Below are 23,852 nucleotides of genomic sequence, written 5' to 3'. Positions count from 1 at the left end.
AGAAGGGAGGATTTTATGAAAATACTTGTGATTTCAGACTATCATTTTTCTTTTGGTTTACCTGATATAAATCCCGATGTAGTTTTTCTTTTGGGAGATATTGATTATTTAGATGTGAAAAAGATTGATAACTATTTTGATTGCCCTAAATTTGGAGTATTAGGCAACCACGACGGACCTGATTTTTTGACGGGCAATGTCCAAGATGTACATGGTAATGTCATAGAATTTAATGGATACAAAATTGCTGGATTTGGTGGTTCGCCAGTCTATAACAAAAGGAAGTATTGCCAATACGATGAGTTTGAAGTAGAGGAATTTACTCAAGGGTTAGAAACTGTTGATTTCTTCATCGCCCACAGCAACCCTCAATTACAACAAAATAATGACGAAACTGACGCACATAGAGGGTTTCGAGCCTTTACAGATTATATCAAAAAGGCGCAGCCAACCTATTTCCTCCATGGTCACTTACATGAAGAACAAGATTATAAAATAGATAATACTAGTGTCTTGTCAGTTTATCCTTTCTATGTACTGGAAATAGAATAACGATAGAAAAAAAGCTGAACCGCTCAGCACTTGTCCGCCTTATATATCATAGGATGGACAAGTGTTTTTTTATTGTTATTCATTCAGGCACTTGAACACAAAAAAACCTCTCAAAATGAGAGGTTTAAGGACCAGAAGAAATAGACCAATGGAGTGTAGAAGTGTAAATCTCAGTTCCGTTAACCGAGTTTTGTGTCTTTGTCCCTGGAGAGAGGAATAAAGTTAACACATTACTTCTAAGCGGGAGAGTAAACACTCCATCTGCTACCGTCGAGTCGACCTGGTGTAATAGTGCATAATTTCCTGAATCTATTGTTACTATCGACGAATTACCAATTAGACCGTACTTTGTTGAATCTAATTGTGGAACATCTAACGTGAGAGAGCCGTTAGGAAGACTTAGGTTTTTAGAAGAGTTTTCAAATGGATCTGCTTTTACAGAGAGTGACCAGTCTTTTTTTCTGTTTGAAGTCTCTGTAATCAGCAAGTCTTTGTCAAATGCTCCTTTAGTAGTCTGTTCATATCCATCTAATGCAATAGGGGTGAAACTTGCACTATTAGGAACGTCAATAGAGAATACACCAGTTGCAACATTTATCTCAGCTACCTTTACTTCGGTTCCACTTGTATCGGTGAAAAATTCATATAGATATTGACTGCTTTCTTGAATATTCGTATCAGTGTAATCATTCAATGCTCCGTTATAAATAGTAGTTCCATCTTTCTTTATTATGTAAGAAGTTGCCGAAGCTTTGCTTGCCCAATGCAAGTCGATTTTCTCAGTAGAGACATCCAACGTCTTAAACTTCGAACTCTCGACCAAGAAAGGTCCTTTTGATATGTAAGAACTATTTCCCGCATTATCCAGTGACTCAACATGCAAATACCATAAACCAGCTTCAGGTTTTGAAATGGACGTGTTTTTAGAAGATATGATTGAGGACCATCCAGTCGCCGGTTTAGAGGAAGACTCAGTCCAATTATACCTTACTCCTCTATACCCTGAACCTCCTGAATCATCTGCAGATATATCAAATGTTATAGGCTCAGTATTCCAATCTCTCACAGTAGTGTTGTTAGCAGTGAGAGAAGGGTCAGTTAAATCCAGAATCCCAAAGTTGACAGAATCCGTGCTTGAAACGCCACTTTCAGTTGTGACTGTAACGAATAGTGTATATCCTCCTTGAGAAAATGAACTGTCTAATATAATGTCTTTATTAAAATTGTAAGTGACGCTTGAATCGGAAGTGTATTGTGAAATAGAGCCACTAGTATTCTGTGATAATCCCTCTATTCTATATGTAACGTCCATCAAAACATTATCGTCAATCGTCGTAATTGCACCCAATATATTTAAAGTATCTCCTACTTCGTATTCTTTATTGTTAGTCATATTCAATGAAATAGTAGGAGGGAAAGCCACCCTTTGAGGGATCTCCAACCCTACAGGTTGCGACAATCCTAATTGACCATGAGAGTCCGAACCAGAGGAAAAAATTTTATTGCTACTTGTAAGAATTAAACTATGATCCCTAGCACCTGTCATATCTATTACATTAGCAATATCAACTTTTCGCGGAGAAGAGCGGGAAACATAATCTCCTAAACCGAGCTGTCCGTAACGATTTTGCCCAAAAGCGAACAATTCATTTTGATCTGTTAAGGCAAAACTGAAGTTCAAACCAGCTTCAACCTTCGTTACATTAGACAGTCCATCTAATTTAACAGGAGTTGTGACATCATTGGTGTGACCTAATCCCAACTGCCCATCGTCATTCCTTCCAAAAACCCATATATCTCCTAGTGTATCTAACGCAAGAACGTGATGCCCTCCAGCAGCAATATCTTGTATTTTGGGAATACCCTCAATTTTTTTAGGTGTAGGATTGTCTCCACCTGAGTAGCTTAACTTTCCGTATGCGTCATCACCCCATGAGTAGATATCACCTTGGCTTGTTAACGCGTACCAAGTATATAAACTGCCCTGTAACTTTTCAAAAGTCACTCCATTTGGAACCACAACTTCCATAAATGCTTTTTTTCCTACAACGTAAGGGTAACCATTGGAATCAACGTCTTTATTTATTGTGCCAGTGCCAAGAGCTCCATGGGCATCATATCCGTATGTGAAAATTTTACCCGAGGTCGTTACTATACCTCCGTTAAAATAGGATTGGTAAGCATCTTTTACTGTGAAGTCTTCACCATTTAATAATGCGTTTTGGTTGGTAACTTCAGCTAAGTTCCCATAGGACCCGCCGTTACCAGTACCATATTTCCAAGTATGCCCCCAATTGAAAAACTTGTTGTTCTCAGTAACGACTCCGTGGTGCATATAACTTCCGGACAGACCATCTATTCTTCTAACGCCGCCTTCTGCTAAGAAGTCTCTTACTAGACCAGGAGAATTGCTGCTACCAGTCCTACCCAAAAGGGCTCTAGTAACGTTATCTCCCCATGAAAACAACTCTTCACTATTAGTTATTGCATATGAGGATCTATTCGTTGCAGAAATCTTTTTAACTGGATCTGAGAAACTAGTGATCTCTTTAAATACCGAAGTAGAGTTGTCCTTTTTATTACCTAACTGCCCGTATGTATTCCTTCCAATTCCATAGACTTCGAAACTAGTATCGGTATACAAGGAATGATAGTGCCCCATACCAATTATTGAAACGTTAGATATATTTAAGAACTCAGCCGTATCACTTGTAAGACTTATCCCACTATCAGCTATCGAACTACCTAATTGTTTGTATGAATTATCGCCAATTCCGTATAACTTTCCTGATTCAGTGAGTAATAGTGTATTATTACGTCCAGCTTTTATATCAACTATTTTTTCACTAGAGCCAGAAAGTGTAACCTTTGTCGGTGAACCGTTCCACCCTGAAAAACGATAAACTTCACCAGAAGCAGTTAATACATATGGGTAGTCTCCTGCTTCGACCTTTTGGATGCTCAAAGCGCTCACATTTACGTTTTTTCTTGCGAACAATCCATAACCCGAACCCCAAGTGTAAACATCGTTTGCGTTATCTAATGCGACTGTGTACCTTGAGTTATGACTTGAGGATACCTCAACAACATCTGTAAGCGGTACTTCTGTCCCTGGGGTAATCTTTTGGTAGCTAGTACCATCATTACAGGACTCTAACGTAGCAGAAAGTAAGACTTGTTGAGGAGTAGAACTAGAATAACTTCTAGAGCAACTCCCTAAACTTCCGTACCTATCCATACCATTTCCGTAAGAACCATAATAGTTGCTTCCGAAGACAGAAATAGAACCGTCCAAATCATTAACTATTACTCTATGTTCATGCAAATTTGTTATTGAACTACCACCCATATCGAAATCCCGAACTGGGAAGCCAAGTGGTTTTTTGTATGGATCACTACCAAACCCTCTTCCCCAAAAATACACTTCTTTATTATCTGTTAAAGCTCCACTAGACAGAGGATCGGATTCTACCTTTATTACTTTATTCCCTCCAAAATCTGATTGAGGTATTTTTTCTGGGGCGTATCTATTTGTATAGTCTGATAATCCCAACTGACCACTTTCATTCATTCCGAAAGCTGTAACAGAACCATCATCTTTTAAAAGCAAAGAGTGGGCATATCCACCGGTCAACTCTATCGGTTCCGGTTTAGGAGTCGCAGCATCAACCATATTTATTGCAAATGGTGAGAGAATTTGCACCATTAGTGAGGTAATCATTAATAAGACAAGGATAATTATTCCCCCTTCAACTAATGGTTTTTTTCATGAAAAAGGCTAATTACCTTTCTTGTAGATGCGATTTTTTGATAATACCTAACTTTGTTTTTAGGAGAGAGAAGAGACTAATCGTAATCTGCCGAAATATGATGTGAATGCAGCGCTACTTTTTTTCACATATCTCAAAACCGTACTATAATTATCAAAACTCTAGAAGGAGCATTTCACATGGATATACTAATCATCATACTAATTATTTTTGTTGTTTACTTTGCTACCAAAATCACCTTTAGATTATTAGGAAATATTCTAAGAACTTTAATGTCCATCGGAATAATTATAGGGATTTTATTTCTGTTTGTTTTGTTAACTTGATAGACATTGGAAGCAGCCAACCTACCCCTCGCAGGTAGGTTTTTTTATATCAAAAAAATCCATATTTTTTCACCAATTATAGAAAAAATCTATTATAAATTACCCAAACAAAAACCAGAAAAGCAAACGGAACCGCTTTTCAAAAATAATTGGGAGATGATTAATATGAATAATGGAACAATTTTTGGGGACAAACAAGAAAACTTTGTAAACGTTGAGATGAGCGATTTTGTAAATAGGAAAGTCGAAAACGTGTTTGATGGTTTCATTACGTTTGATTCAATTATGGGTTCTCTAATTGAGAAGTTAGACATCAACACTATTTCATTTTCAAATAACGAAAGCGAGAACCACTATATTATTGAGGATGATCTTACAAAAATTGTAGGGGAAGTCTCAATTGCAAAAAGCGGAAGCTTATCTTTTCAAATTACTTCAGTTTGGGATAAGAGTGTAAACAAAGCTTGGATGAAGTCCCACAAGGTAGTTGAACTTAAAAGAGTAGGATAGTTAATCTCTGAAGAATCCTGATAATATTAGGATTCTTTTTTCTGCAATACTGTTTCCGTGCTAAAATGCTATTGGAAATAACAAACAGATGGAGGAATGGACATGGTGACGATCAAGAAAACTATTGAAATTAATGGAGATAACATTGGTGTAGGATATTCTGAAGGAATGGATTTAAAATTAAAAAAAGTGAACAAATCCCGATTAGAAGAAGGGTTGGCACCAATCAGTGATAACTCTATTTCTGGTAATGTAATAAAAGTATTTAGAAAGCTAGATAACAATAGTACGTGTAGCTTAGAAATTGATAAACAAGTATTAATCGAAGTACAGAAGAGAGACCATATAGCACTTGTAACCGATATTAAGAAAATAGACTTCAGTATAAGGGGTCCAAGAGTTTATAAAAATTAAGAAATTATTCTGCGAAGCAACTGAAGAAGTTGCTTTTTCAATTGTCTTCTAAAGCCCTTTTAACGCTAATATCCCTCTTAGAAAGAGAAGGGATATTTTTTTATTAAAAATTGAAAGGAAAGACTCCTTTTAGGTCAATGAGGTATATAGCAGCAGGAAAAGGAGTGATCAAATTTGAGGAAAATGAAAATTTCCATGTTAGCATGTTTCATGATGCTCTCTGTTCTGCTTGTACCTTTTACTTCCAATACACTTACAGCAGAAGGAGCAAGTTTGAAGGAAGGGACGGTGACTTCGTATTGGCTCACCGTTAGAAGTGGTCCTTCTCCAAATTACAAAGCTCTCAACTACATAAAAAAGGGAACCAAAGTCCAAATCGATAAACAAACAAATGGTTGGTCGAAAGTTTCATATGATGGGAAGAGCGGATATGTTCATAGTTCATACTTAGACATTGAATCTGTTGTTGTATCATCAGACAGCGTAAGAGAAGTAAAACCATACTGGCTCACGCTTCGACAAGGACCTTCTACAAATCATGAAGTGATCACATATCTAAAGAAAGGTACAGAAGTAATCGTTACTAGTTATAGCGGTGACTGGGCAAAAGTGAAAGTTAGCGGTCATAATGGTTACGTCCATGCAGACTATTTAACAGGAAGCAAAGCTGTTGCAGACACATCGTCGAAAACAGTTAAAGCTACTTGGCTTACACTTCGAGAAGGTCCTTCTACGAACTATGACGTGATCTCCTATTTGAAAAAAGGGACGAAGGTAAATGTCCATTCAACAACGGGGGATTGGGATAACATTACTGTTGATGGTAAGAAGGGATATGTTCACAATAACTACTTGACTAATAATAATCCTGCTGAAGAAAAAGAAGAAGTTAAAGTAGTTAGTAAAAGTGTGACAGCCTATTGGCTATCTCTTCGAAAAGGTTCATCGACAAACTATGATGTAATCACATATTTGAAAAAAGGAACAGAAGTTAAGGTAAATCGTACAAAAGGCAATTGGGACTACGTAACAGTAAATGGTAAGAATGGTTGGGTACATAATGGATATCTAACTACAGGTAGCTCAACGACTATTTCAAAAGATACTCAAGCAGTTCAATCTTCTGAACTTAAAGGAAAAGTAATTGTTATCGATCCTGGTCACGGAGGTCGTTATGCTGGAGCACAAGGAATTGTACACGAAGAAGATGTGAATCTGGCTATCTCACTCAAACTAAGAGACAAGTTAGAAGCTTCTGGGGCGAAAGTTGTTATGACACGCACTACTGATACTGCATGCGCACCAGCAGGTCATTCTTACAGAAGTGACCTAAATTGTCGTCCTGAAGTAGCTAAAAAACACAATGCAGATATGTTCTTAAGTGTCCATTCAAATGCTGGACCATCTTCAGCTCATGGATCTGAAACTTTCTGGTACAACTCTTCAAGAGGAGACAAGAAGCTAGCGAATTTGATTCAAGATAAAATGGTTGATAGTGCTAATACAAGAGACCGATACGTGAAATACGCTAACTTCGCTGTACTTCGTAATAGTGGCTATAACATTCCAAGTGCACTTATTGAAACAGGTTATGTAACGAATAGTAGCGATGCTGCAAAATTAGGTTCAAATTCTTATCAGTACAAATTTGCAGAAGGTATCCATAATGGCGTTATAAGTTATTTCAAATAAAAAAGAAGTGCCCAGCTGGGCACTTCTTTTTTTAAACTCTAATCACTTCAGATACGACTTTTACAACGTTAAATTCCTTAGGAAGAGAAAGCTCATCCGATGTATCTTCCAATTTAGCAGTAGCCTTTACTGCACCTTCTTGCGTCAGAAACCTTTTCGCTTCATTTAGTTCGCTGTATGAAAGATTACCACTTGGGCAATCATGAAGAAATTTTCCATTAGAGAACTGAATAGCATAATAACTTTCAGCATTAATCGCGGTTTTATCCATTAAAACCCCTCCTTTTTTAATCTTTTTCCCAAATGAATTCATTTTCCTTTTAGTTAAATCGAAATATCGACAACTTCCTAACTAAAATAACTGTAACGATTAATTGACATTCTTCTTCAACTAAGTAACATTAAAAAGTTTAAAAGGGGGGATATACCTATGAGAAGGATAGTCACATTCCTTATCGTTGCATTTCTTGCACTCAATATAGGGGAGCAATATGCAAACGCGCAAACAAAGTACACAGTTAAATCAGGCGATACATTGTGGAGAATAAGTACGGATAACAACATATCTGTTTCTACATTAAAATCTCTAAATTCATTAAAAAGCAATGTGATTTTTGTAGGGCAGAAACTCTCACTTACAGAAGATAAACCTAAAAAGGAGAAAGAAAATAAAACTCCTTCATACAGTACATATAGTATTAAATCAGGTGATACTTTATATGGAATTAGTAGAGAATTTAAAGTTTCAGTAACGAAAATAAAAGAACTTAATAACTTAACAAGTAATATTATATTTATCGGTCAAAAACTTAAAGTAGAAGAGGATAATACACCTTCAAAGGAAAACGAAGAAGTCAAAGAAGAGTCCAAAACTGAAAATAAAGAAACAAAAGAATTTGCCGTAGTTACAGCTGACTATTTAAACTTTAGAAATGGTCCAGCAGTTTGGAACAAGAAGATAGGCTTGCTTGAAAATGGAGATAAAGTTCAAATTGTCGAAAGGGAAGGACCTTGGGGAAAAGTTAAGTTTGAAACGAAAGTAGGGTATATCCATTTAGACTATGTAAAGGAAATAGTAGTGGAAGAACCAACAAAAGAAAAAACTGAACCCAAGAACAAAATTATTGTAATTGATCCAGGGCACGGAGGTAGAGACTCTGGAGCGGGAGCAGTTGATGGTTATACATATGAAAAACAAGTTAATCTTTCAATATCACAAAAAATAAAAAATGAACTTGAAGAAGAGGGCTACACGGTGTTTATGACGAGAGATTCTGATAGAGAATGTAAGCCAGGATATAAGAGCTCCTCTGAAGAGTTGCAGTGCAGATTAGATTTTGCTGAGGACAAAGAAGGAGACCTATTACTTTCAGTACACAGTAACTGGATGTATTACTCCTCCATAAGAGGTACAGAGACTTATTACAACGCTAGGGATGATTATGATGGCAATATGAACCCATATCCTGAAAAAAGTAAAAAAGCTGCTACGATCTTACATAGCCACGTACAATCTTCTATAGGTAGCATAGATAGAGGCGTAAGGAATAAGAGTTACTATGTGAATCGAATGGCTACTATGCCATCAGTCTTACTAGAGTTCGGCTTCCTTTCAAACTGGTCAGATTTAGAGAAGATAAAAAGTGGAGAGTATCAATCTAAAACCGCAAAATCAATAAGAGAAGGTGTGAATGAATACTTTGGATATTAATTAATACAAAAGAGAGGTAAAGGTTACCTCTCTTTTTTAACTTACCTTTGACATTTCGAATATTTTTTTAACCCTTTTCACAACTCTTTCAAAATCATAACGTGTCATTCGTCTTCCTTTGGGACTTCCAGCAATTCCTGATTTACCTCCTGCTTCTAGTCCAAATAGTTCTTGCATAATCTCCTTTACGTTAATAGTTTTTTCACAAGTCGCCAAACGGATCGAACTATCAGCCGTCTTATAAGTGATAGTTATCGGAACGTTTCTAGCTTGTTTGGGGGAGTAATAAGATGAACTACAAAATATATCATTGGTGATAAATACTCTGACGTTCTGATCCTCTTCTACAAGACAGCGTTCCACTTTTTTCTTTAATCCTTTTGACCATCTTTCTCCATCCCACAATAACTTTTGATCTCCGCTTAAAATCCTTTTAATAACTTTGTGTTGTCGTAAAATCATATCAGTCACATCGGTGACCCCTTCTTTTTCTGTACGGCAATTAAAAGACATCCATGCCCAATAAGCTTCGATTTTTCGCTTTTGATCAGGGAACTTTCTAATATGATGGACACCATTAACATCAATATACTCAACCGCTCTCCAAAAATCATCATCCTTCGGTTTTAACCCTAATAAACCGAGTACACCTCCCAATGCATCTAAGTCAATATGAGATATAACGATTGTAGAACCTTCTCTAAGAGGTCTCACTTTAGACATGCATGGAGCGGGATTGTTTTTGTATTTTTCAACGTGGTGAGCTAATGTAACGTGTTTCCCTTCTAAAACTGTTTCGCCATATTCCGCTTCTACAGTAGCATCTGGTGTCTTGGTAATTCTTTGCAAATCTTTTTCTTTTGGTACTAGTAACACTTTTGTTTGGGTATTGTTCATTGTTAACTTCCTTTCGATTTTGTCGTTTAGTTTGAAAGAGGAGAAGTGTTTGATATAGCTACTTTATTAACCTTATAGTTGCTGTGGATTTGTAAAATTCTATCACGAAATACACTGTTTATATAAAAAAAGAAAAACTTCTCCATAAAGAAAGGGTTCGGCGTAAGCCAAACCCTTTCTATCTCTTTTGCAAAATGAGAATATTTATCTCAAGTTGTAAGTGAACAACATTTTTTGTATTTCTTACCGGAACCACAAGGACACGCCTCATTCCGACCAACTTTATCACCTTTGACTATTGGTTTATTTGTAGGAGTAGTATTACCATTATCCACTTTTGCTGTACCCTGAACAGCTTTTTCTCTTTTAGGTTCCGAAGTTAGGCGTGCTCTCATGAAATTACTAGACACTTCTCCCTCAATAGAGGAGATCATATCACTAAACATCTGATAACCTTCAAAGGCATATTCCTTTAAAGGATCATTTTGTCCGTAGGCTCTTAGGTGAATTCCATCTCTAAGTTGACTCATAGCATCTATATGGTCCATCCATTTCCTATCAACACTTTTAATGATGATTGATTTCTCTAATTCCCTAATAACTTCATTAGGGAATTTTTCTTCTTTTGCATCATAAGCAGCACTTATTTCATGTAGTATTATTTCTTTAATCTCACTTCTATCTTTACCTCTTAGTTCTTGAGGAGTGATTTCAGTCTCATTAAGATAATTATTTTTAATAAACTCACATATAGCTACTAAATCCCAATCTTCGTAGACCATCTTTTCAGGTGCATGAGTATCTAGCAACCTTTCTATAGTTGACTGTGTCATTTTTTCAATGACTTGTCTTAGGTTTTGCGAAGAAAGAACATCATCTCTTTGTTTATAAATTATTTCTCGTTGCTCTCTCATAACATCATCGTATTCTAAGATTTTCTTTCTAGCATCAAAATTATTACCTTCTACACGCTTTTGTGCGGTTTCAATAGCTTTAGTAATGATTTTACTTTCAATAGGCTCACCTTTCTCCAAAGGCATCCTTTCCATAACCGATTTCAATCGATCTGAGCCAAACCTTCTAACCAAATTATCTTCTAACGAGACGAAGAACCTACTCTCACCAGGATCACCCTGCCTTCCTGAACGACCACGCAGTTGATTGTCAATCCTCCTAGATTCATGCCTCTCTGTCCCGATAATAGCTAGCCCACCCAAATCCTTAACCTCTTGATTAATCTTTATATCTGTCCCTCTTCCAGCCATATTAGTGGCAATAGTGACTGAATTCATTTGCCCGGCATCCTCAATGATATCCGCTTCTCTTCCATGGTTTTTAGCGTTCAATACATTATGTTTAATCCCTTTTTGCTTGAAAAGCTTAGAAAGAGATTCACTTGTTTCAACGTTTATAGTTCCTATTAAGACGGGTTGTCCTACATGATTTAGTTTCTTAACCTCTTGAACAACTGCTTCAAATTTTTCTTTTTCATCTTTATAAATGAAATCAGGATAGTCGTTTCTTATAACCGGTCTGTTTGTAGGGACCTCTACAACATTCATATTATAAATCTTTCTGAATTCTTCTTCTTCGGTCCTAGCAGTACCAGTCATGCCCGATATCTTGTTGTACATTCTAAAGTAGTTTTGAAAGGTAATAGAGGCAAGCGTTTTACTTTCTTGCTGAATTGCTAATCCTTCTTTTGCTTCTATAGCTTGGTGCAGTCCATCACTATAGCGCCTACCTTCCATCAACCTCCCTGTAAACTGATCGATTATAACAACTTTTCCTTCTTTGATTACATAATCAACTTCTCGCTTCATTATTGCAGATGCGACCAATGCCTGATTAATATGGTGAACTAGACTAACGTTTGAATAATCATATATGTTTTCCACTCCAAAAAAAGCTTCAGCCTTATCTGAACCATTTTCAGTCATTTGCACACTTCGACTTTTGATATCTACTATGTAATCTTCATCCCTTTTTAGTGTTTTCACATATTTATTAGCTTTTAAATATGTCTCTGTAGAATCTTTTGAGTTACCAGAAATAATGAGAGGTGTTCTAGCCTCATCTATTAATACGGAATCTACTTCATCAACTATGACGAAATCCAAACCCTTTTGAACTTTATCATGTTGGTACACCGCCATATTATCTCTTAAGTAATCGAATCCAAACTCACTATTTGTTCCATAAGTAATATCAGCCTCGTAAGCAGATTTCTTTTGTTCACTATTTAATCCCGAAATATTCAAACCAACACTCATACCCAGGAACTCAAAAACCTTGCCCATTTCCATAGAGTCTCTTTCTGCTAAATAATCATTCACAGTTATAAGATGTGCACCATCTCCAGTAAGCGCATTTAGATAAAGAGGGAGGGTAGCGACTAAAGTTTTCCCTTCACCAGTTCTCATTTCAGCTATATCTCCATGGTTTAGCACGATCCCACCTAGAATTTGTGTATCGTAATGTCTCATGCCCAAAACCCTTTTGGAAGCTTCTCGTACTACTGAGTAAGCTTCAGGAAGGATATCCGTAACCTTTTCTTTTACTAATCGCGCCTTGAATTCTTCTGTCTTACCTTTGAGTTCTAGATCGCTTAGAGAGGAGACCTCTTCCTCATATGAATTCACTTTCTCAACAATTTTTTTATATTTATTTATAGTCATTTTGTTAGTATCAAAGATTTTATTAAAAACTTTAACCATTAGAACCAACTCCTTTTCGCGTACTTTTCTTTCAATAAAAATAAAAAAACCCTCTTAAAGAGGGCAACACATTACCTTTCAGAATGAATACGTCCATCTCCGCACTTACGACATTTTGAGCCTTCCTTGCGTGCGCAGTAGTAACATAGTCTATATGAGCAATCCGAACACTCATGCCATTCATGCTCCTCATCGAAAGTTCTTTTACATGAATTACAAAGGTCGTTCACAGTGATCCCTCCTTTTTCTCTCTTATAGAGTGAATCTAGAAAAAATCAATTAAAAACCACAAGATTCTAAAGAACGCATATAACATTTTTATGGTTTTTACTGACAAATAGCGAAAGTGCCTTTATAGGAGGTGCATTACTGTTCGAGGAGGGTTAGTCATGAATAGAGTAATGTTTATTTTTATTGCTATTCTTCTACTTACTGGTTGCAGCCAAGACGATGTATTCATAACAGAGGATCTATCCAAAAAAGAAACTAACTATGTTAATCGGTATATAAAAGTATACGCAGGGAAGGAGTTCCATCCAAAGATAATTGGAGAAAATACAACGTTAAAAGATACACAAGAATACTATCAAGTGTTTTCAATTACAGAGAAAATTATATTATCGATGGAACCCGAGATTAAGATCATACCTGATTTTGATAAAGATGACTGGAGAGAAGAAGTAAGACAACGCCTGTCAGAAGATGCGATGCTAAATATTGAATACGAGCAAGAAAACATTAACGTTCTGGTACCTTTATCAGGAGGAGAAGACGTAAACAGTATCATTGTAAAACTTGAAAATGATTACTATATCGTTGGAGCGGACAAAAAATATATTAATAAAATTTCCGCCTGGTATCTAGAAATGAAATAAAGGAACAGGTCTGTTATTCTGACCTGTTCCTTTATTTGTATACGAGGGGTTTCTATGAATTATAAAAACTATAAGAGGATGATTTTGTGCAAAACAACACGAAACCATCTTATTATCTATAGCGAAGAGAGGTGTAAGTTTGAAGAAGTTTATTATTAGTTTTCTTATATTCATCATAATGTTAACGGGAATTTATTTATGGGGTAAGGCGAAGTTTGAAGATTATAACCATGCAAACCAGGGAACAATCTCGATATTCCACGGTCAGTCTGCAAAACAGGTCGCCGACCTTTTAGAAGCAAGTGGCGTTATCAAAGAAGCTGATATATTTTATTATTATATGAAATTCAAATCTCTGTATTATGAAAAGATTAAGAAAGAACCCGAGAAATTTCAAATCGTCTTTAAACATGGAGACTACACAATCGAAGAAGGGGACTTCGATACACTAATAGCTCAATTTAACTCCGGAGAAACAAATAATGATTCAGATATAGGAGTTAAAGTTACTATCCCAGAAGGAAAAACAGTAGCTCAAATGGCTTTGATTCTCGAAGAAAGCGGACTCTTTTCTGCTGAAAGCTTCGTGAAATACACAAATGATCCTGAAGTGTATAAAAAACTTAAAAAGGAGTTTTTCTGGCTACCAGAATACAATTCCGACAAGAAAAACTTACTAGAAGGCTATCTACACGCCAATACCTATCATTTTAAAGAAATATCAGACCCCAAAATTGTAGTGAACCATATGTTAACAGCTACACACCAATGGTATAAAGATAACCAAAGAGCGATTGCAGAAAACGATCTATCATTTGATGAAATCATCACTTTCGCATCAGTAGTAGAAAAAGAATCTAAGTTTAAGGAAGATAGACCAAAAGTGGCTCAGGTTTTCTTTAATAGAATAAACAAAAGTATGAAATTAGAAAGTGATATTACTGCAGCGTATGCAAATGGGGAGCACAAAGTATTTATGTACAATAGTGACATTGCTACAGAATCACCATTTAATACCTATCATGTTTATGGTTTGCCAATTGGTCCTATAGGCTCCCCTAGTATACAGTCGCTAGAATCGGTATTAAAACCTGAGGGATCAAACTTTAAAGCTCTTTATTTCTATGCAAGACCAAATGGGAAGACTTACTATGCAGAAACATTTTCACAGCACGAACTTAATAGGTTGGAATTCGAATCAGAGTGGAAGAAATTAGAATCAGAGGAAAATTAAGAAGTTTTTATGATGTATTTCAAGGGTTTTTGGAAATACGAATAAAAACTTAGTGACAAAGGAATCTACATTATTTTACCATGGATCTTTTCATAAATATACTAAGAAAACCTGAGTGTCCTAATGGACTACTCAGGTTTTTCTTCTTCATATTCACCTTCAGGCTTCCTTATCCAAGTTGAAAGGTATCCTTGCTGAACAAGCTCTTTTAAAACGATCACAATTAGAGGCGTTAAAATCATCCCTGCAACTCCAAAGAGAGAAAGGAAGACCACCATGCTCGCAAGCATGACAAAAGCTGAAACTCCAAGTGACTCACCAACTAATTTAGGCTCTGCAAACTGCCTAAATAAAATCACTATCACCAGTATGACTCCTAGTGCAATAGCTAGACCAATGTCCTTAGAAATGAAAATTGTATATGCGATCCAAGGCAAAAATATTGCACTTATACCAAGGAGTGGCAAAATATCAAAAATAGCAGAAACCAGGGCAATCATAAATGCATTCTCCACTCTTAATATTAGCAAACCGATTAAAACAAATAAGAAAGTAATACCTATCAGCTTAAACTGAGCAGAAGCGTACTTCTTAATACCAGACATAACGTTGTCTCTTAGGAATGAATAGAGCTTTTTGAAAGTATTAGGTGCGTTTTTATCATAAAACCTTTTCCAATTATTTTTCTCAACAGAAAGGAAATAGGCTAAGATCAATCCTAACAAGACATTAAATATCAATGTGGGTATAGAGGATATTGCTTTAAAAAAGTCTTTAAGCACTAACATACTAGCTGCAGAAACTTCCGAAACCGTTTTTTCTAATACTTCAGCGCTTTTTTCGGATATTTCCGTAGGCACCCTATCAATATTTTCGTTTACAAAAATAGTTAAAGAGTCAATCTGACTTTGTAGCTGGAGATTATATTTAGGTACGTTGTTTATCACATTTTCAGTCTGAGTAATTAAAGTAGCTATGAATAATGTTGAAATGCCAGCAAAAATAATTAAAAATGCAAATATTGATATCCCCGATGACACAGACTTCTTTAACCCCTTTTTATGCAGCAATCCAGCTAAAGGTTCAATAATTACAAAGAAAACATATCCCAGAACTACGGGCGCGGCAATCTTAATGACCATTGACGAAAAGTACAACAGTGACACAGTTAAAAATAATAATAAAAACAAATCTATTAAAGTTTTTTGATACCTCTTTATGAAATCAACCATACAACCCCTCCTCGATAAACATTTCTACGAGGACTATTAAACCTTTTTAAAAATAATTAAATTGGTTTAGTCTTCTGGGGTCTTTTTATGATTTATGGAAGGGGGTGATAAATAATGAGAGTGAAACATCATTACGTAGCTAAAAGGGAAGTTACCTACTGTACCGCCGATATGAATTTAGAAAATGTCCTTAAGTTACTAAGGGGCTCTGGCTATCGTTGCATTCCCGTATTATGTTCTTCTGAAAGAAAATTCTTAGGGTTGATCTATAAAGTACATATTTTAGAACATAAAGAAGAAGGGAAAGAATTGAGCGTTAAAGTTACAGAATTAATTAAGGATACAGAAGCTTTTATAAATGAGGATTCATCCTTCTTCAAAACTCTTTTCCACATTGAAAAGTTACCGTTTTTAGGGATACTGAACGAAGAAAATGAATTTGTAGGGATCTTACCACATTCCAAAGTAATGGACGTTTTGAAAGGGTCATTCGGCATGAAAACAGGTGGATACAGCTTAACAATAGCAACATCAGAAGTGAAAGGATCACTACGAAAACTCTTTTCGAATATAAAAAAGAGTTACAACATAGAAGGCTCATTTACATTAGATCCAGGGGATAGATTAGTGAGGAGAGTTGTCATTACTTTAGATAAGAGCGTCAATGAGGAACAAATCCATCAACTATGTAAAAAAATTGAGAAAAATGGTCATAAGGTAGTGGACTTAGATATTATAAATAGTTGAGAGTTATTTGATATCTTAAGTAAATAATTTTTCAGCATAAAGAAAATCCCGACATCAAAGTCGGGATTTTCTTATTACCAAGGTATGATTGATAACCTGGTATCACTTGCCGAGATTTTTTTTATTGGATGAGATGTGTCAGCAGCACCTCTAATAGATTGCGATTCATGAGAAACATTATTCAGGACTATAAGGGATAAAACAACATTCTGTTTTCTGAAGGTTGAAAGTGCTTCTTTTATGACATCATCATCGTCTGCATGAGTACCATTTTCCTGCTCTTCCTTTTCTTCAGCAACATTCTTTTTGGATTGGTTATTGTTTTTCAAAGTAGCAACTTGGCGATTAGTTAATCCGTAACGAACCAACTGATCAATGCCACCAATCTTTCTTTCTAATTCTTCCATAGGCATAGACTTAACTTCATCGATACTTAAGTCAAGTCCCATATCTTCAGCTGCAAGAGCCATTGCATACCTGAAAGGACTAATTCCAAGAGTTCTAGATTGTTGGTGTAAATCAATATTACTTTCAAATGTAGTAAGCTTAATGTTTGCAGTAGAACCAACTGTTTCTATTGCTTTAGATATTTTTTCTCTTATATGATTAGCAGTTTCCTCCGAAACATTATCAGCAAAAGTTGTTGAAATAACAACCTCTTTAGTTCCATTGAGGTAGCCCATGTCTTTTATAATGTTTACTAATGACACAGTAACATTCTCAATAGAAGCTTCTTTCCAACCGACCATATTAGATAGAACATCTTGCCCCTCTTGGTTGTAAGCTTTTATGTCGATTACCTTTAGATCTTTGTTTACCTCCAACTCTACACTTGGAGTAACATCTAACGAGACATAGGCAGATACCGAATTTGTTCCAAATGACGAAAATACCGTAAGAAATATCAACATAATCGCCATTGAAAGTGAGACACCAACTTTGAGATTCGGTATTTTGAGATAACTTTTCATCTTGCTGTTAGAATTTTCTTCTAAGGGGACAAAGCTAATTTCATTACCTTCTATGTAATGTTCATTCAATTCTTTGTGAGCTTTTAAGAATTCACCATTTGGAGTCATGACGATTAAATGGCTTCTTTTTATCTCTATAACTAGACCCTGTGTCACTTTGAATCCCTGCTTTCATCTGTTCTTCTCATGTTTGTTTCAATAATACCGAACAAACGTTCCGATTCCAACCTCTTTAGATAAACATTCTAAGTAAGTTAGTGGAGTCTAAAAGGTTTAAGTATTATTTACCAGGGTCGTAAGGGTCATAAGCTAACATCATTGAATCGTTGTCCTGAATCGCATAACCTGATGCACCAGGATCATATGGATCGTATGCCATGCTTCCATCAGAGTGTGAAAGGGCAGCTGCCAGTAGTATAGTTGCTGTTAATAAAACTTTTTTCAATGTAAACACCTCGTTGTAATTGTATTGAATAATTTTTAACACTTTTGTAATAATAACATTAATAAATATATAAAATCAATAGGACACAAAATTAAGTGTCAATATTATCTATTTTATATATTTTCCAATAAATACCTAAAGACGGAAAATTATTTTTTATTTGTTGTTTTAAAAAAACCGTCAAAAAAAAACAAAGCCATTCGAATAAAATGGCGAGAATCTTAAATTCCGGTGAGGTATTCTTTTAAATATCTATAATCTTCGGTCATAACAATAACCAAAGCTATAATATATTTTCTGTTTCTTTCTAACGTTTTACGGCTAACGTCAACTATCCCTTCGACCTTCTTCATCGGCAACCTTTTCTTTTGAAACAAATATTCTCTTATTTCAGTACAGTCGGTGATTTTCTTGGCGACATCAATAGCATTCCTTCTAGCATCGAAATGCTTAGGAGAAATCTTCAGTAGCTCAGTAAAGGTAATGTCGAAACCTTTCAGTTGGCTCTTGAAAACTTCTAATTCATCTTTTCTGAACTCATTAATCATTTCTTCAGAATACTTTGTTATAGAAGCTTTAACCGTAAGGCTTCCATTCATATTTTCGCCAAGTTGTTCATCAATTGGATAAGGATTTTGAGTATTAGCTTCTTTTCTTATGTAATCGATTAGTCTTCTTCTGATTACTAGATTACTAAACGTTAAAAAAGAGCTACCCTTTTTATTGGTATACTCATCGATTGATTCGTTAAATGCTAGAAGCCCTACACTGTACTCATCCATAGAGGAGTCTATGTACCTCTTGCAAACCCGTGAGACGATTTTTTTAACGAACGATTGATGATCCTTAATAAAAGAGTTTCTTAACTCTTCCTCTCCACCCTGAATCAAGAGAATCTTTTCTTCGTTGGTATCCTTTTTGAAGGGAATTATAACCTTACTTAACATCTCTTCACCCCATGTCACCAGATGACATATTTTTGAAAGGTTATCTCAAAACCTGTCTCAAGTAATTTTAACAGAAATAATCAAAATTTAGTAGGTAAAAAATTCTTTTTTGTATATTTTTAATGAAAAAAGTAAATTACGAGATAAAAATAATAAATGAAAACCCCATAAATTTATATTTACAGGGCTTTTTTATTTGTTTTTATATTTAATATATATCTTATATAAAATCATTACTTTCTAAATTAGTTGTTATATCCCATTTTATGCGTTTCTTTTTGACTTTCTTCGTATTTTACAACTCCCTTCATCTCTTGCATTGTTGGAGAGATGTTTGCTAATAAAAGAATTAATCCAATTATTACTACACCGCGAACCCTAAAATTCTTTAAAGTTGCAGCACAAATGGGGAAGAACAATAGTAGACCTATGGGAGCAAAGAATACATAAATTGAAATCATTATATATGTTCCATAGAAGAATAGTGGCTTTTCGAATTCACTTGTTAATGGAATTAAATAAAAAAATGCAAATAAGAATCCAAATATCATTACATAGACAAATTCACCAGTTCCTAAAGAGAAATAAGCTCTCGTTAGAATCGAAAATATTATAGATGTGGTCATAGAATATAAGATGTTACTTTTAATAGTGAAATCTCTTTTAATAATATAGCTTTTTATCAATACACTTAGGAAGGTTAAGAAGAAGAAACATACAAAAGGACCTGTAAGAAATGTAATATTCGCCAAAGGCGTAAAGAAAATAATTGGGAATAGAATACACATTAAGCTATTCGAAAATTGATAGCTTTTTCGGAAATTTTCAAGTTCCGCCATTTACATCACCTCCATACTTTTCTAAACCAATATCAATACAAGTCAATAAACTAATAAAATTAAAAACTTAGTAAATGGATATTGCTTAGAACATCTAATATTAGAAGGGAGGAGGGGGATCATTTGGCTAAAAAATGGGATGATAAGTGGACTGATTACGCAAAAGAATATACAGAGAAGATAGCGCACAATAGTTCAATTAGCTGGCTTAACAATAATATCAAATCTTTAATACTCTTATCAGATATCGGATTATCAGGCACCGTTACAATTATTAAAGAGTTTGATAGTGAGTATAGAAAGATAAGTAGCAAGTCCTTCGAAAAAAGGATTAATAGAATAACCAAACCTAAATTTTTTGATCTTGTTAGGTTTTTTATATTAGATTACATTTGTGTAATAGCTGACAATGAAGAAATCACTAGTCAACTAGTGGCATTAAACATTACTATAGAAGAATTTCAGAAAGAAGTATTAAATATCTTAAAGTTTACAGATAAAGAAAAGGATTTATATGCGTTCTTTTTAAAGAAAAAAGATACTATTTACCATACCAAAGTTTTACTGGAGAATATTGGTCTGAAAGAGGAATCTAATAATGAAGTTATGGTGTATGGAATCGAAGAGTATAAAAAAGAAGTATACAAACAAATGGACGAGAATATATTGTCCGAAATAAAAAAAGCATCTGCTAATTAAAGCAGATGCTATTTTTACTTATCAATAAACCTTAATAAGTCTCCATATACAACCTTATCAGAATAACCTAATTGATTTTTAGCTTTTTCAAAATAAGGTTCGCACTCAATGGAATTTGTTTCTTTACTAGTTTCTCTGTTGTAGCATTTCCCTCTTGCCCAAATAACATTTTCAGTAATGAAGGAACCGTTTCTGAGTACCGCGAAGGACTCTTTTTCTTTAGATAACATGTCCGAACCAAACAATATTGATTTATTATCTTCTATTCCTAGCAAATTTGTAATAGTAGGTCTTAGATCAATTTGCCCCGATACAGTCTTTACAGTTAGTGGTTCCTGACCAGGAACATGTATTACCATAGGCACCTTCTGTAACTTTGTGGTTTCGAGTGGAGTTATATCTTTGTTTAAAAATCTCGACATAGCCTCATTATGGTTTTCTGATATCCCATAATGATCACCGTATATCATAAACATTGAGTTCTCATATAGACCTTTCTTCTTCAAGTCTTCGAAAAAGAGTTTAAGTGCTTCATCTTGATACCTCACAGTAGTGAAATATCTATTTACAGTACCATCTTCCGAATCCCACTCATGAATGATTTCATTACTTTTTCTCAATGAAAAAGGGAAGTGGTTTGTTAGAGTGATGAATTTAGCATAAAACGGCTCAGGTAAATCCTCTAAGTATGGCATTGATTGTTTGAAGAAGTGATCATCCCTAATTCCCCAACCAATTGAATTCTCTTTTGTAATTTCATAATAAGGCTTTGAGTAATATTTATCATACCCGAAATTGTCATATACAATATCTCTGTTCCAAAAACTTTTATTGTTAGCATGGAAGACCGCAGAGTAGTACCCTTCTCCTTTTAGTAGGTTTGGAAGAGCATTGTATTTATTTTGGGAGTGAGTGAAAAATACAGCTCCTCTTGGCAATGGATATAAAGAATTAGCTAATAGAAACTCACTATCAGAAGTTTTGCCTTGACCAGTTTGATGATAGAAATTTTCGATATGAATACTATCGTCAATTAAATCATTTAGAAATGGAGTAATTTCTTCGCCATTCACAGTCTCATTTACTACAAAGTTTTGGGTTGATTCTAACTTAATTACAAATAGATTCCTTCCTTTTGCAGCACCGAAATAATCTTCATTAGGTTCATAATGATTTGCTGAAGCATAGTTTTCAATTTCAATGACTTCACTACTGTCTGCAAAGGCTTTTTGTGTCTTTGTTTTCGACTGTAAGACTACGTCATATACATGGTAATTCAATAGACCGATATTCTTGACCAATAATTCTCTATCGAAGCTTCTTGTTAGCAGCTGTGACCGTTCTGTCTCAGCTACCATTAACGTAAGAATAAACGTTAATACTCCTGCTGCAACTAGTGTAAAAGATTGTTTTCGAGACCAGAAGAAATCCCTTACCTTTTCTTTTCGTACCAAGAAGTATATTAATACGACCATCACATCACTGAAAATAAACAGGTCTTTGAATTGAACTAATTCTAGAAAACTAGAACCCATGTCAGACACGTTATCAGTTTGAAACAGAACAGGAAGCGTAATGAAGTCGTTGAAAAATCTATAATATATGACATTCGCGAAAAGAATAAAAGAACTGAAGAACATCGCGAGCACTAAACCTACTCTTGAGAACAACATTCCAATACCACAAATGATTAAGATTGAACTTAATGGGTTGATAAACAAAATGAAGCTTTGTATGGAGTTTTCTAAAGGAAGGTTAAAGAAACCCTTCTGTACAACATATGTCTTTAACCAGATTAGCAACACTATTGCTCCAGTTATCAACATCTTTTTCTTTTTACTCATAATATCCCCCTCAACATCTAAAAAACAAATAAAATCAGAAAAATTAATTTTATTTATTGTTAAAACATATTTTTTTATATTATAACAACTAGAATATACGTATCGCCACCTTTTTTTGTAATTGAAGAATGGAACGGGGGATACAGTATTTATTTGGTTTTTAAAAATTAGTTATAAAAAAATAATATTATTACTGAACTGTGATTATTAACTTCTAACTTCAGGTTTATTATAATGAGAAAAACTTGTGACAGGTAGAATGCTACACAGTGCGCTAAATTTATCTAGCATTCTCTCTCGAACCCTAGTACACCATTACTTAACCATGAAGAATAGAGAGGTACTTTTTATGCTTCCATCAATTTTAGAGATTTCATCTTATGACCTTTCAAAGCAAATACACCGTAATTACTATAAGGACACAAATGTAGAAGAGTGGAATGTATTGGTACACCCCGAAGAGGCTGCGTTCTTGTTCGGAAAGATCGAACAGGGCGAATCCTTTCTTATTGAACTAGGGGACAACGAGGTGGTTTATGTATCCGCTTATAATATATCCGATATAGAGGAAGAAGAACGTATAACTAAGGATATCATTCTCAACCTCGGAGAAATTCTTGAGGGCTACGGCGAAGAAGTATTAATATCCTCTTCCAGGAAACGCAGCTCATTATTCGCAAATGGAAAAAAAACTAGGAATATCCTATCCATAGTAAAAGAACTAAATAATTCATTAGACTTCTCTTTGAACTACCTTAACCATTGTTGGAAAAAAGGGAATAACAAAAAACACGAATTTTCATTTAATTATGATGCCGGATCAATCACAATATGGGAAGAAAATGCGTATGAATTAAGATCAATAAAAGATGTAGAAGCTTACTTAGGTTTGTATAAACCTAAAAAAGGTGAGACTAACATCGAGAAGTTACTTAAATTTATATATGCAGATAAGTTCTCCACAGAAAGAGCGAAAGATGCAATAGTTAGCTCTTTAAGCATGGAACAGTTAGAGTCAGAAATAAGTAAAGGCTTTAAAAATGGAATTGACCTAATCAATAAAAGAGTTTTATCCACTTTTGAGTTCCAATTAAGAGAAAATAACCTGAATAACAAAATTATTAGCGGATATCGGTTAGGAGACTTATATACCTTCGTAGCGCCAGACAAGGTATTTATGTACACCTTGGAAGAGCTAAAAAGCCATGAGGTCATCAAAATCAAATAGGACAAATTATTTTACATAACAATGAAGAGATATATCCAAAAGAAGACATTCTGTGTCTTCTTTTTTAGATTCTCAAGGGTATTTAGAAAAACTGAACAAGAAGAAAGGTAAGCGCCAGGTCTACAATTAGATGACGAGGAGAAGGTTTATCGATTATCGGCGGATACCTTCCGGTTGAACTCACAATCGAGAGTTGTTTGCA

20 protein-coding genes are annotated in these 23,852 nt (G+C 34.9%); 10 read left to right on the top strand and 10 right to left on the bottom strand.

Features of this window, described 5'->3' with window-relative positions; all coding sequences use genetic code 11:
- The first annotated feature begins 15 nt into the window (after positions 1–15).
- Positions 16–552 (top strand): metallophosphoesterase family protein, encoded by a 537-nt coding sequence (locus ACXAEY_RS23590; protein WP_474815740.1) that lies wholly within the window; start codon positions 16–18, stop codon positions 550–552.
- A 124-nt stretch (positions 553–676) separates the two neighbouring features.
- On the opposite strand, the gene ACXAEY_RS23585 is transcribed toward ACXAEY_RS23590, so the two are convergent.
- Entirely contained in the window at positions 677–4,258 is a 3,582-nt protein-coding gene (locus ACXAEY_RS23585; RefSeq protein WP_474815738.1) for an RCC1 domain-containing protein, read from the bottom strand.
- A gap of 555 nt (positions 4,259–4,813) precedes the next feature.
- Here ACXAEY_RS23585 and ACXAEY_RS23580 point away from each other — a divergent pair.
- The 3 genes from ACXAEY_RS23580 (at position 4,814) to ACXAEY_RS23570 (ending at position 7,264) form a co-directional block, all read left to right on the top strand.
- On the top strand, positions 4,814–5,158 hold the full coding sequence (locus ACXAEY_RS23580) for a hypothetical protein (protein ID WP_474815736.1): 345 nt from the start codon (positions 4,814–4,816) through the stop codon (positions 5,156–5,158).
- A gap of 102 nt (positions 5,159–5,260) precedes the next feature.
- Positions 5,261–5,572 (top strand): hypothetical protein, encoded by a 312-nt coding sequence (locus ACXAEY_RS23575; RefSeq protein ID WP_474815733.1) that lies wholly within the window; start codon positions 5,261–5,263, stop codon positions 5,570–5,572.
- A 183-nt stretch (positions 5,573–5,755) separates the two neighbouring features.
- Positions 5,756–7,264 carry an SH3 domain-containing protein gene (locus tag ACXAEY_RS23570; RefSeq protein WP_474816526.1) on the top strand — a complete coding sequence of 503 codons (1,509 nt, stop codon included), beginning with the start codon at positions 5,756–5,758 and terminating at the stop codon, positions 7,262–7,264.
- A gap of 31 nt (positions 7,265–7,295) precedes the next feature.
- On the opposite strand, the gene ACXAEY_RS23565 is transcribed toward ACXAEY_RS23570, so the two are convergent.
- Entirely contained in the window at positions 7,296–7,535 is a 240-nt protein-coding gene (locus ACXAEY_RS23565) for a hypothetical protein (protein ID WP_474815732.1), read from the bottom strand.
- Positions 7,536–7,694: 159 nt separating this feature from the next.
- On the opposite strand from ACXAEY_RS23565, the gene ACXAEY_RS23560 reads away from it, so the two are divergent.
- Complete coding sequence (locus ACXAEY_RS23560; protein ID WP_474815730.1) at positions 7,695–8,975, top strand: N-acetylmuramoyl-L-alanine amidase; 1,281 nt, start codon at positions 7,695–7,697, stop codon at positions 8,973–8,975.
- A gap of 36 nt (positions 8,976–9,011) precedes the next feature.
- On the opposite strand, the gene ACXAEY_RS23555 is transcribed toward ACXAEY_RS23560, so the two are convergent.
- Together ACXAEY_RS23555 and secA are read right to left on the bottom strand one after the other, a co-directional pair.
- Positions 9,012–9,872: a hypothetical protein gene (locus ACXAEY_RS23555; RefSeq protein ID WP_474815728.1), complete on the bottom strand. Its 861-nt coding sequence runs from the start codon at positions 9,870–9,872 to the stop codon at positions 9,012–9,014.
- A gap of 209 nt (positions 9,873–10,081) precedes the next feature.
- Positions 10,082–12,589, bottom strand: coding sequence for a preprotein translocase subunit SecA (gene secA, locus ACXAEY_RS23550; RefSeq protein ID WP_474815726.1), 2,508 nt, complete (start codon positions 12,587–12,589; stop codon positions 10,082–10,084).
- Between the two features lie 389 nt (positions 12,590–12,978).
- Here secA and ACXAEY_RS23545 point away from each other — a divergent pair, with 389 nt between their 5' ends.
- Both ACXAEY_RS23545 and mltG read left to right on the top strand, forming a co-directional pair.
- Positions 12,979–13,464, top strand: a complete 486-nt coding sequence (locus ACXAEY_RS23545; protein WP_474815724.1) for a hypothetical protein — start codon at positions 12,979–12,981, stop codon at positions 13,462–13,464.
- Between the two features lie 139 nt (positions 13,465–13,603).
- On the top strand, positions 13,604–14,698 hold the full coding sequence (gene mltG / locus ACXAEY_RS23540) for an endolytic transglycosylase MltG (RefSeq protein ID WP_474815722.1): 1,095 nt from the start codon (positions 13,604–13,606) through the stop codon (positions 14,696–14,698).
- Positions 14,699–14,826: 128 nt separating this feature from the next.
- On the opposite strand, the gene ytvI is transcribed toward mltG, so the two are convergent.
- Positions 14,827–15,930 (bottom strand): sporulation integral membrane protein YtvI, encoded by a 1,104-nt coding sequence (gene ytvI / locus ACXAEY_RS23535; RefSeq protein ID WP_474815720.1) that lies wholly within the window; start codon positions 15,928–15,930, stop codon positions 14,827–14,829.
- A gap of 114 nt (positions 15,931–16,044) precedes the next feature.
- Between ytvI and cbpA the strand changes: the two genes are divergently transcribed.
- Positions 16,045–16,677, top strand: coding sequence for a cyclic di-AMP binding protein CbpA (gene cbpA, locus ACXAEY_RS23530; protein ID WP_474815718.1), 633 nt, complete (start codon positions 16,045–16,047; stop codon positions 16,675–16,677).
- A gap of 74 nt (positions 16,678–16,751) precedes the next feature.
- Here cbpA and ACXAEY_RS23525 read toward each other — a convergent pair whose 3' ends face one another.
- The 4 genes from ACXAEY_RS23525 to ACXAEY_RS23510 form a co-directional block, all read right to left on the bottom strand.
- Positions 16,752–17,804: an anti-sigma factor domain-containing protein gene (locus ACXAEY_RS23525; RefSeq protein WP_474815716.1), complete on the bottom strand. Its 1,053-nt coding sequence runs from the start codon at positions 17,802–17,804 to the stop codon at positions 16,752–16,754.
- Between the two features lie 124 nt (positions 17,805–17,928).
- Positions 17,929–18,093 carry a hypothetical protein gene (locus tag ACXAEY_RS23520; RefSeq protein ID WP_474815714.1) on the bottom strand — a complete coding sequence of 55 codons (165 nt, stop codon included), beginning with the start codon at positions 18,091–18,093 and terminating at the stop codon, positions 17,929–17,931.
- A gap of 221 nt (positions 18,094–18,314) precedes the next feature.
- Positions 18,315–19,040 (bottom strand): RNA polymerase sigma-I factor, encoded by a 726-nt coding sequence (sigI, locus tag ACXAEY_RS23515; protein ID WP_474815712.1) that lies wholly within the window; start codon positions 19,038–19,040, stop codon positions 18,315–18,317.
- Between the two features lie 245 nt (positions 19,041–19,285).
- Positions 19,286–19,879, bottom strand: a complete 594-nt coding sequence (locus tag ACXAEY_RS23510; RefSeq protein ID WP_474815709.1) for a hypothetical protein — start codon at positions 19,877–19,879, stop codon at positions 19,286–19,288.
- A gap of 123 nt (positions 19,880–20,002) precedes the next feature.
- On the opposite strand from ACXAEY_RS23510, the gene ACXAEY_RS23505 reads away from it, so the two are divergent.
- Complete coding sequence (locus tag ACXAEY_RS23505) at positions 20,003–20,578, top strand: hypothetical protein (protein WP_474815707.1); 576 nt, start codon at positions 20,003–20,005, stop codon at positions 20,576–20,578.
- A gap of 14 nt (positions 20,579–20,592) precedes the next feature.
- On the opposite strand, the gene ACXAEY_RS23500 is transcribed toward ACXAEY_RS23505, so the two are convergent.
- Positions 20,593–22,422: an LTA synthase family protein gene (locus ACXAEY_RS23500; protein ID WP_474815705.1), complete on the bottom strand. Its 1,830-nt coding sequence runs from the start codon at positions 22,420–22,422 to the stop codon at positions 20,593–20,595.
- Between the two features lie 349 nt (positions 22,423–22,771).
- Here ACXAEY_RS23500 and ACXAEY_RS23495 point away from each other — a divergent pair, with 349 nt between their 5' ends.
- Positions 22,772–23,650 carry a hypothetical protein gene (locus tag ACXAEY_RS23495; RefSeq protein WP_474815704.1) on the top strand — a complete coding sequence of 293 codons (879 nt, stop codon included), beginning with the start codon at positions 22,772–22,774 and terminating at the stop codon, positions 23,648–23,650.
- Positions 23,651–23,852 lie beyond the last annotated feature (202 nt).

The organism is Anaerobacillus sp. ABA4_114 (assembly GCF_056159065.1).
The sequence above is the reverse complement of the archived record's forward strand: the minus strand, read 5'-3'. Positions and strand labels throughout refer to the sequence as shown.

Bases quoted from the DNA above. Each gene is read 5' to 3' on its own strand.
- ACXAEY_RS23580 (WP_474815736.1), top strand. From the start codon at position 4,814: ATGAATAATGGAACAATTTTTGGGGACAAACAAGAAAACTTTGTAAAC.
- secA (WP_474815726.1), bottom strand. From the start codon at position 12,589: ATGGTTAAAGTTTTTAATAAAATCTTTGATACTAACAAAATGACTATA.
- ACXAEY_RS23500 (WP_474815705.1), bottom strand. From the start codon at position 22,422: ATGAGTAAAAAGAAAAAGATGTTGATAACTGGAGCAATAGTGTTGCTA.
- ytvI (WP_474815720.1), bottom strand. From the start codon at position 15,930: ATGGTTGATTTCATAAAGAGGTATCAAAAAACTTTAATAGATTTGTTT.
- ACXAEY_RS23495 (WP_474815704.1), top strand. From the start codon at position 22,772: ATGCTTCCATCAATTTTAGAGATTTCATCTTATGACCTTTCAAAGCAA.
- ACXAEY_RS23545 (WP_474815724.1), top strand. From the start codon at position 12,979: ATGAATAGAGTAATGTTTATTTTTATTGCTATTCTTCTACTTACTGGT.
- ACXAEY_RS23585 (WP_474815738.1), bottom strand. From the start codon at position 4,258: ATGGTGCAAATTCTCTCACCATTTGCAATAAATATGGTTGATGCTGCG.
- ACXAEY_RS23555 (WP_474815728.1), bottom strand. From the start codon at position 9,872: ATGAACAATACCCAAACAAAAGTGTTACTAGTACCAAAAGAAAAAGAT.
- cbpA (WP_474815718.1), top strand. From the start codon at position 16,045: ATGAGAGTGAAACATCATTACGTAGCTAAAAGGGAAGTTACCTACTGT.
- ACXAEY_RS23575 (WP_474815733.1), top strand. From the start codon at position 5,261: ATGGTGACGATCAAGAAAACTATTGAAATTAATGGAGATAACATTGGT.
- sigI (WP_474815712.1), bottom strand. From the start codon at position 19,040: ATGTTAAGTAAGGTTATAATTCCCTTCAAAAAGGATACCAACGAAGAA.
- ACXAEY_RS23565 (WP_474815732.1), bottom strand. From the start codon at position 7,535: ATGGATAAAACCGCGATTAATGCTGAAAGTTATTATGCTATTCAGTTC.
- ACXAEY_RS23570 (WP_474816526.1), top strand. From the start codon at position 5,756: ATGAAAATTTCCATGTTAGCATGTTTCATGATGCTCTCTGTTCTGCTT.
- ACXAEY_RS23510 (WP_474815709.1), bottom strand. From the start codon at position 19,879: ATGGCGGAACTTGAAAATTTCCGAAAAAGCTATCAATTTTCGAATAGC.
- ACXAEY_RS23560 (WP_474815730.1), top strand. From the start codon at position 7,695: ATGAGAAGGATAGTCACATTCCTTATCGTTGCATTTCTTGCACTCAAT.
- ACXAEY_RS23590 (WP_474815740.1), top strand. From the start codon at position 16: ATGAAAATACTTGTGATTTCAGACTATCATTTTTCTTTTGGTTTACCT.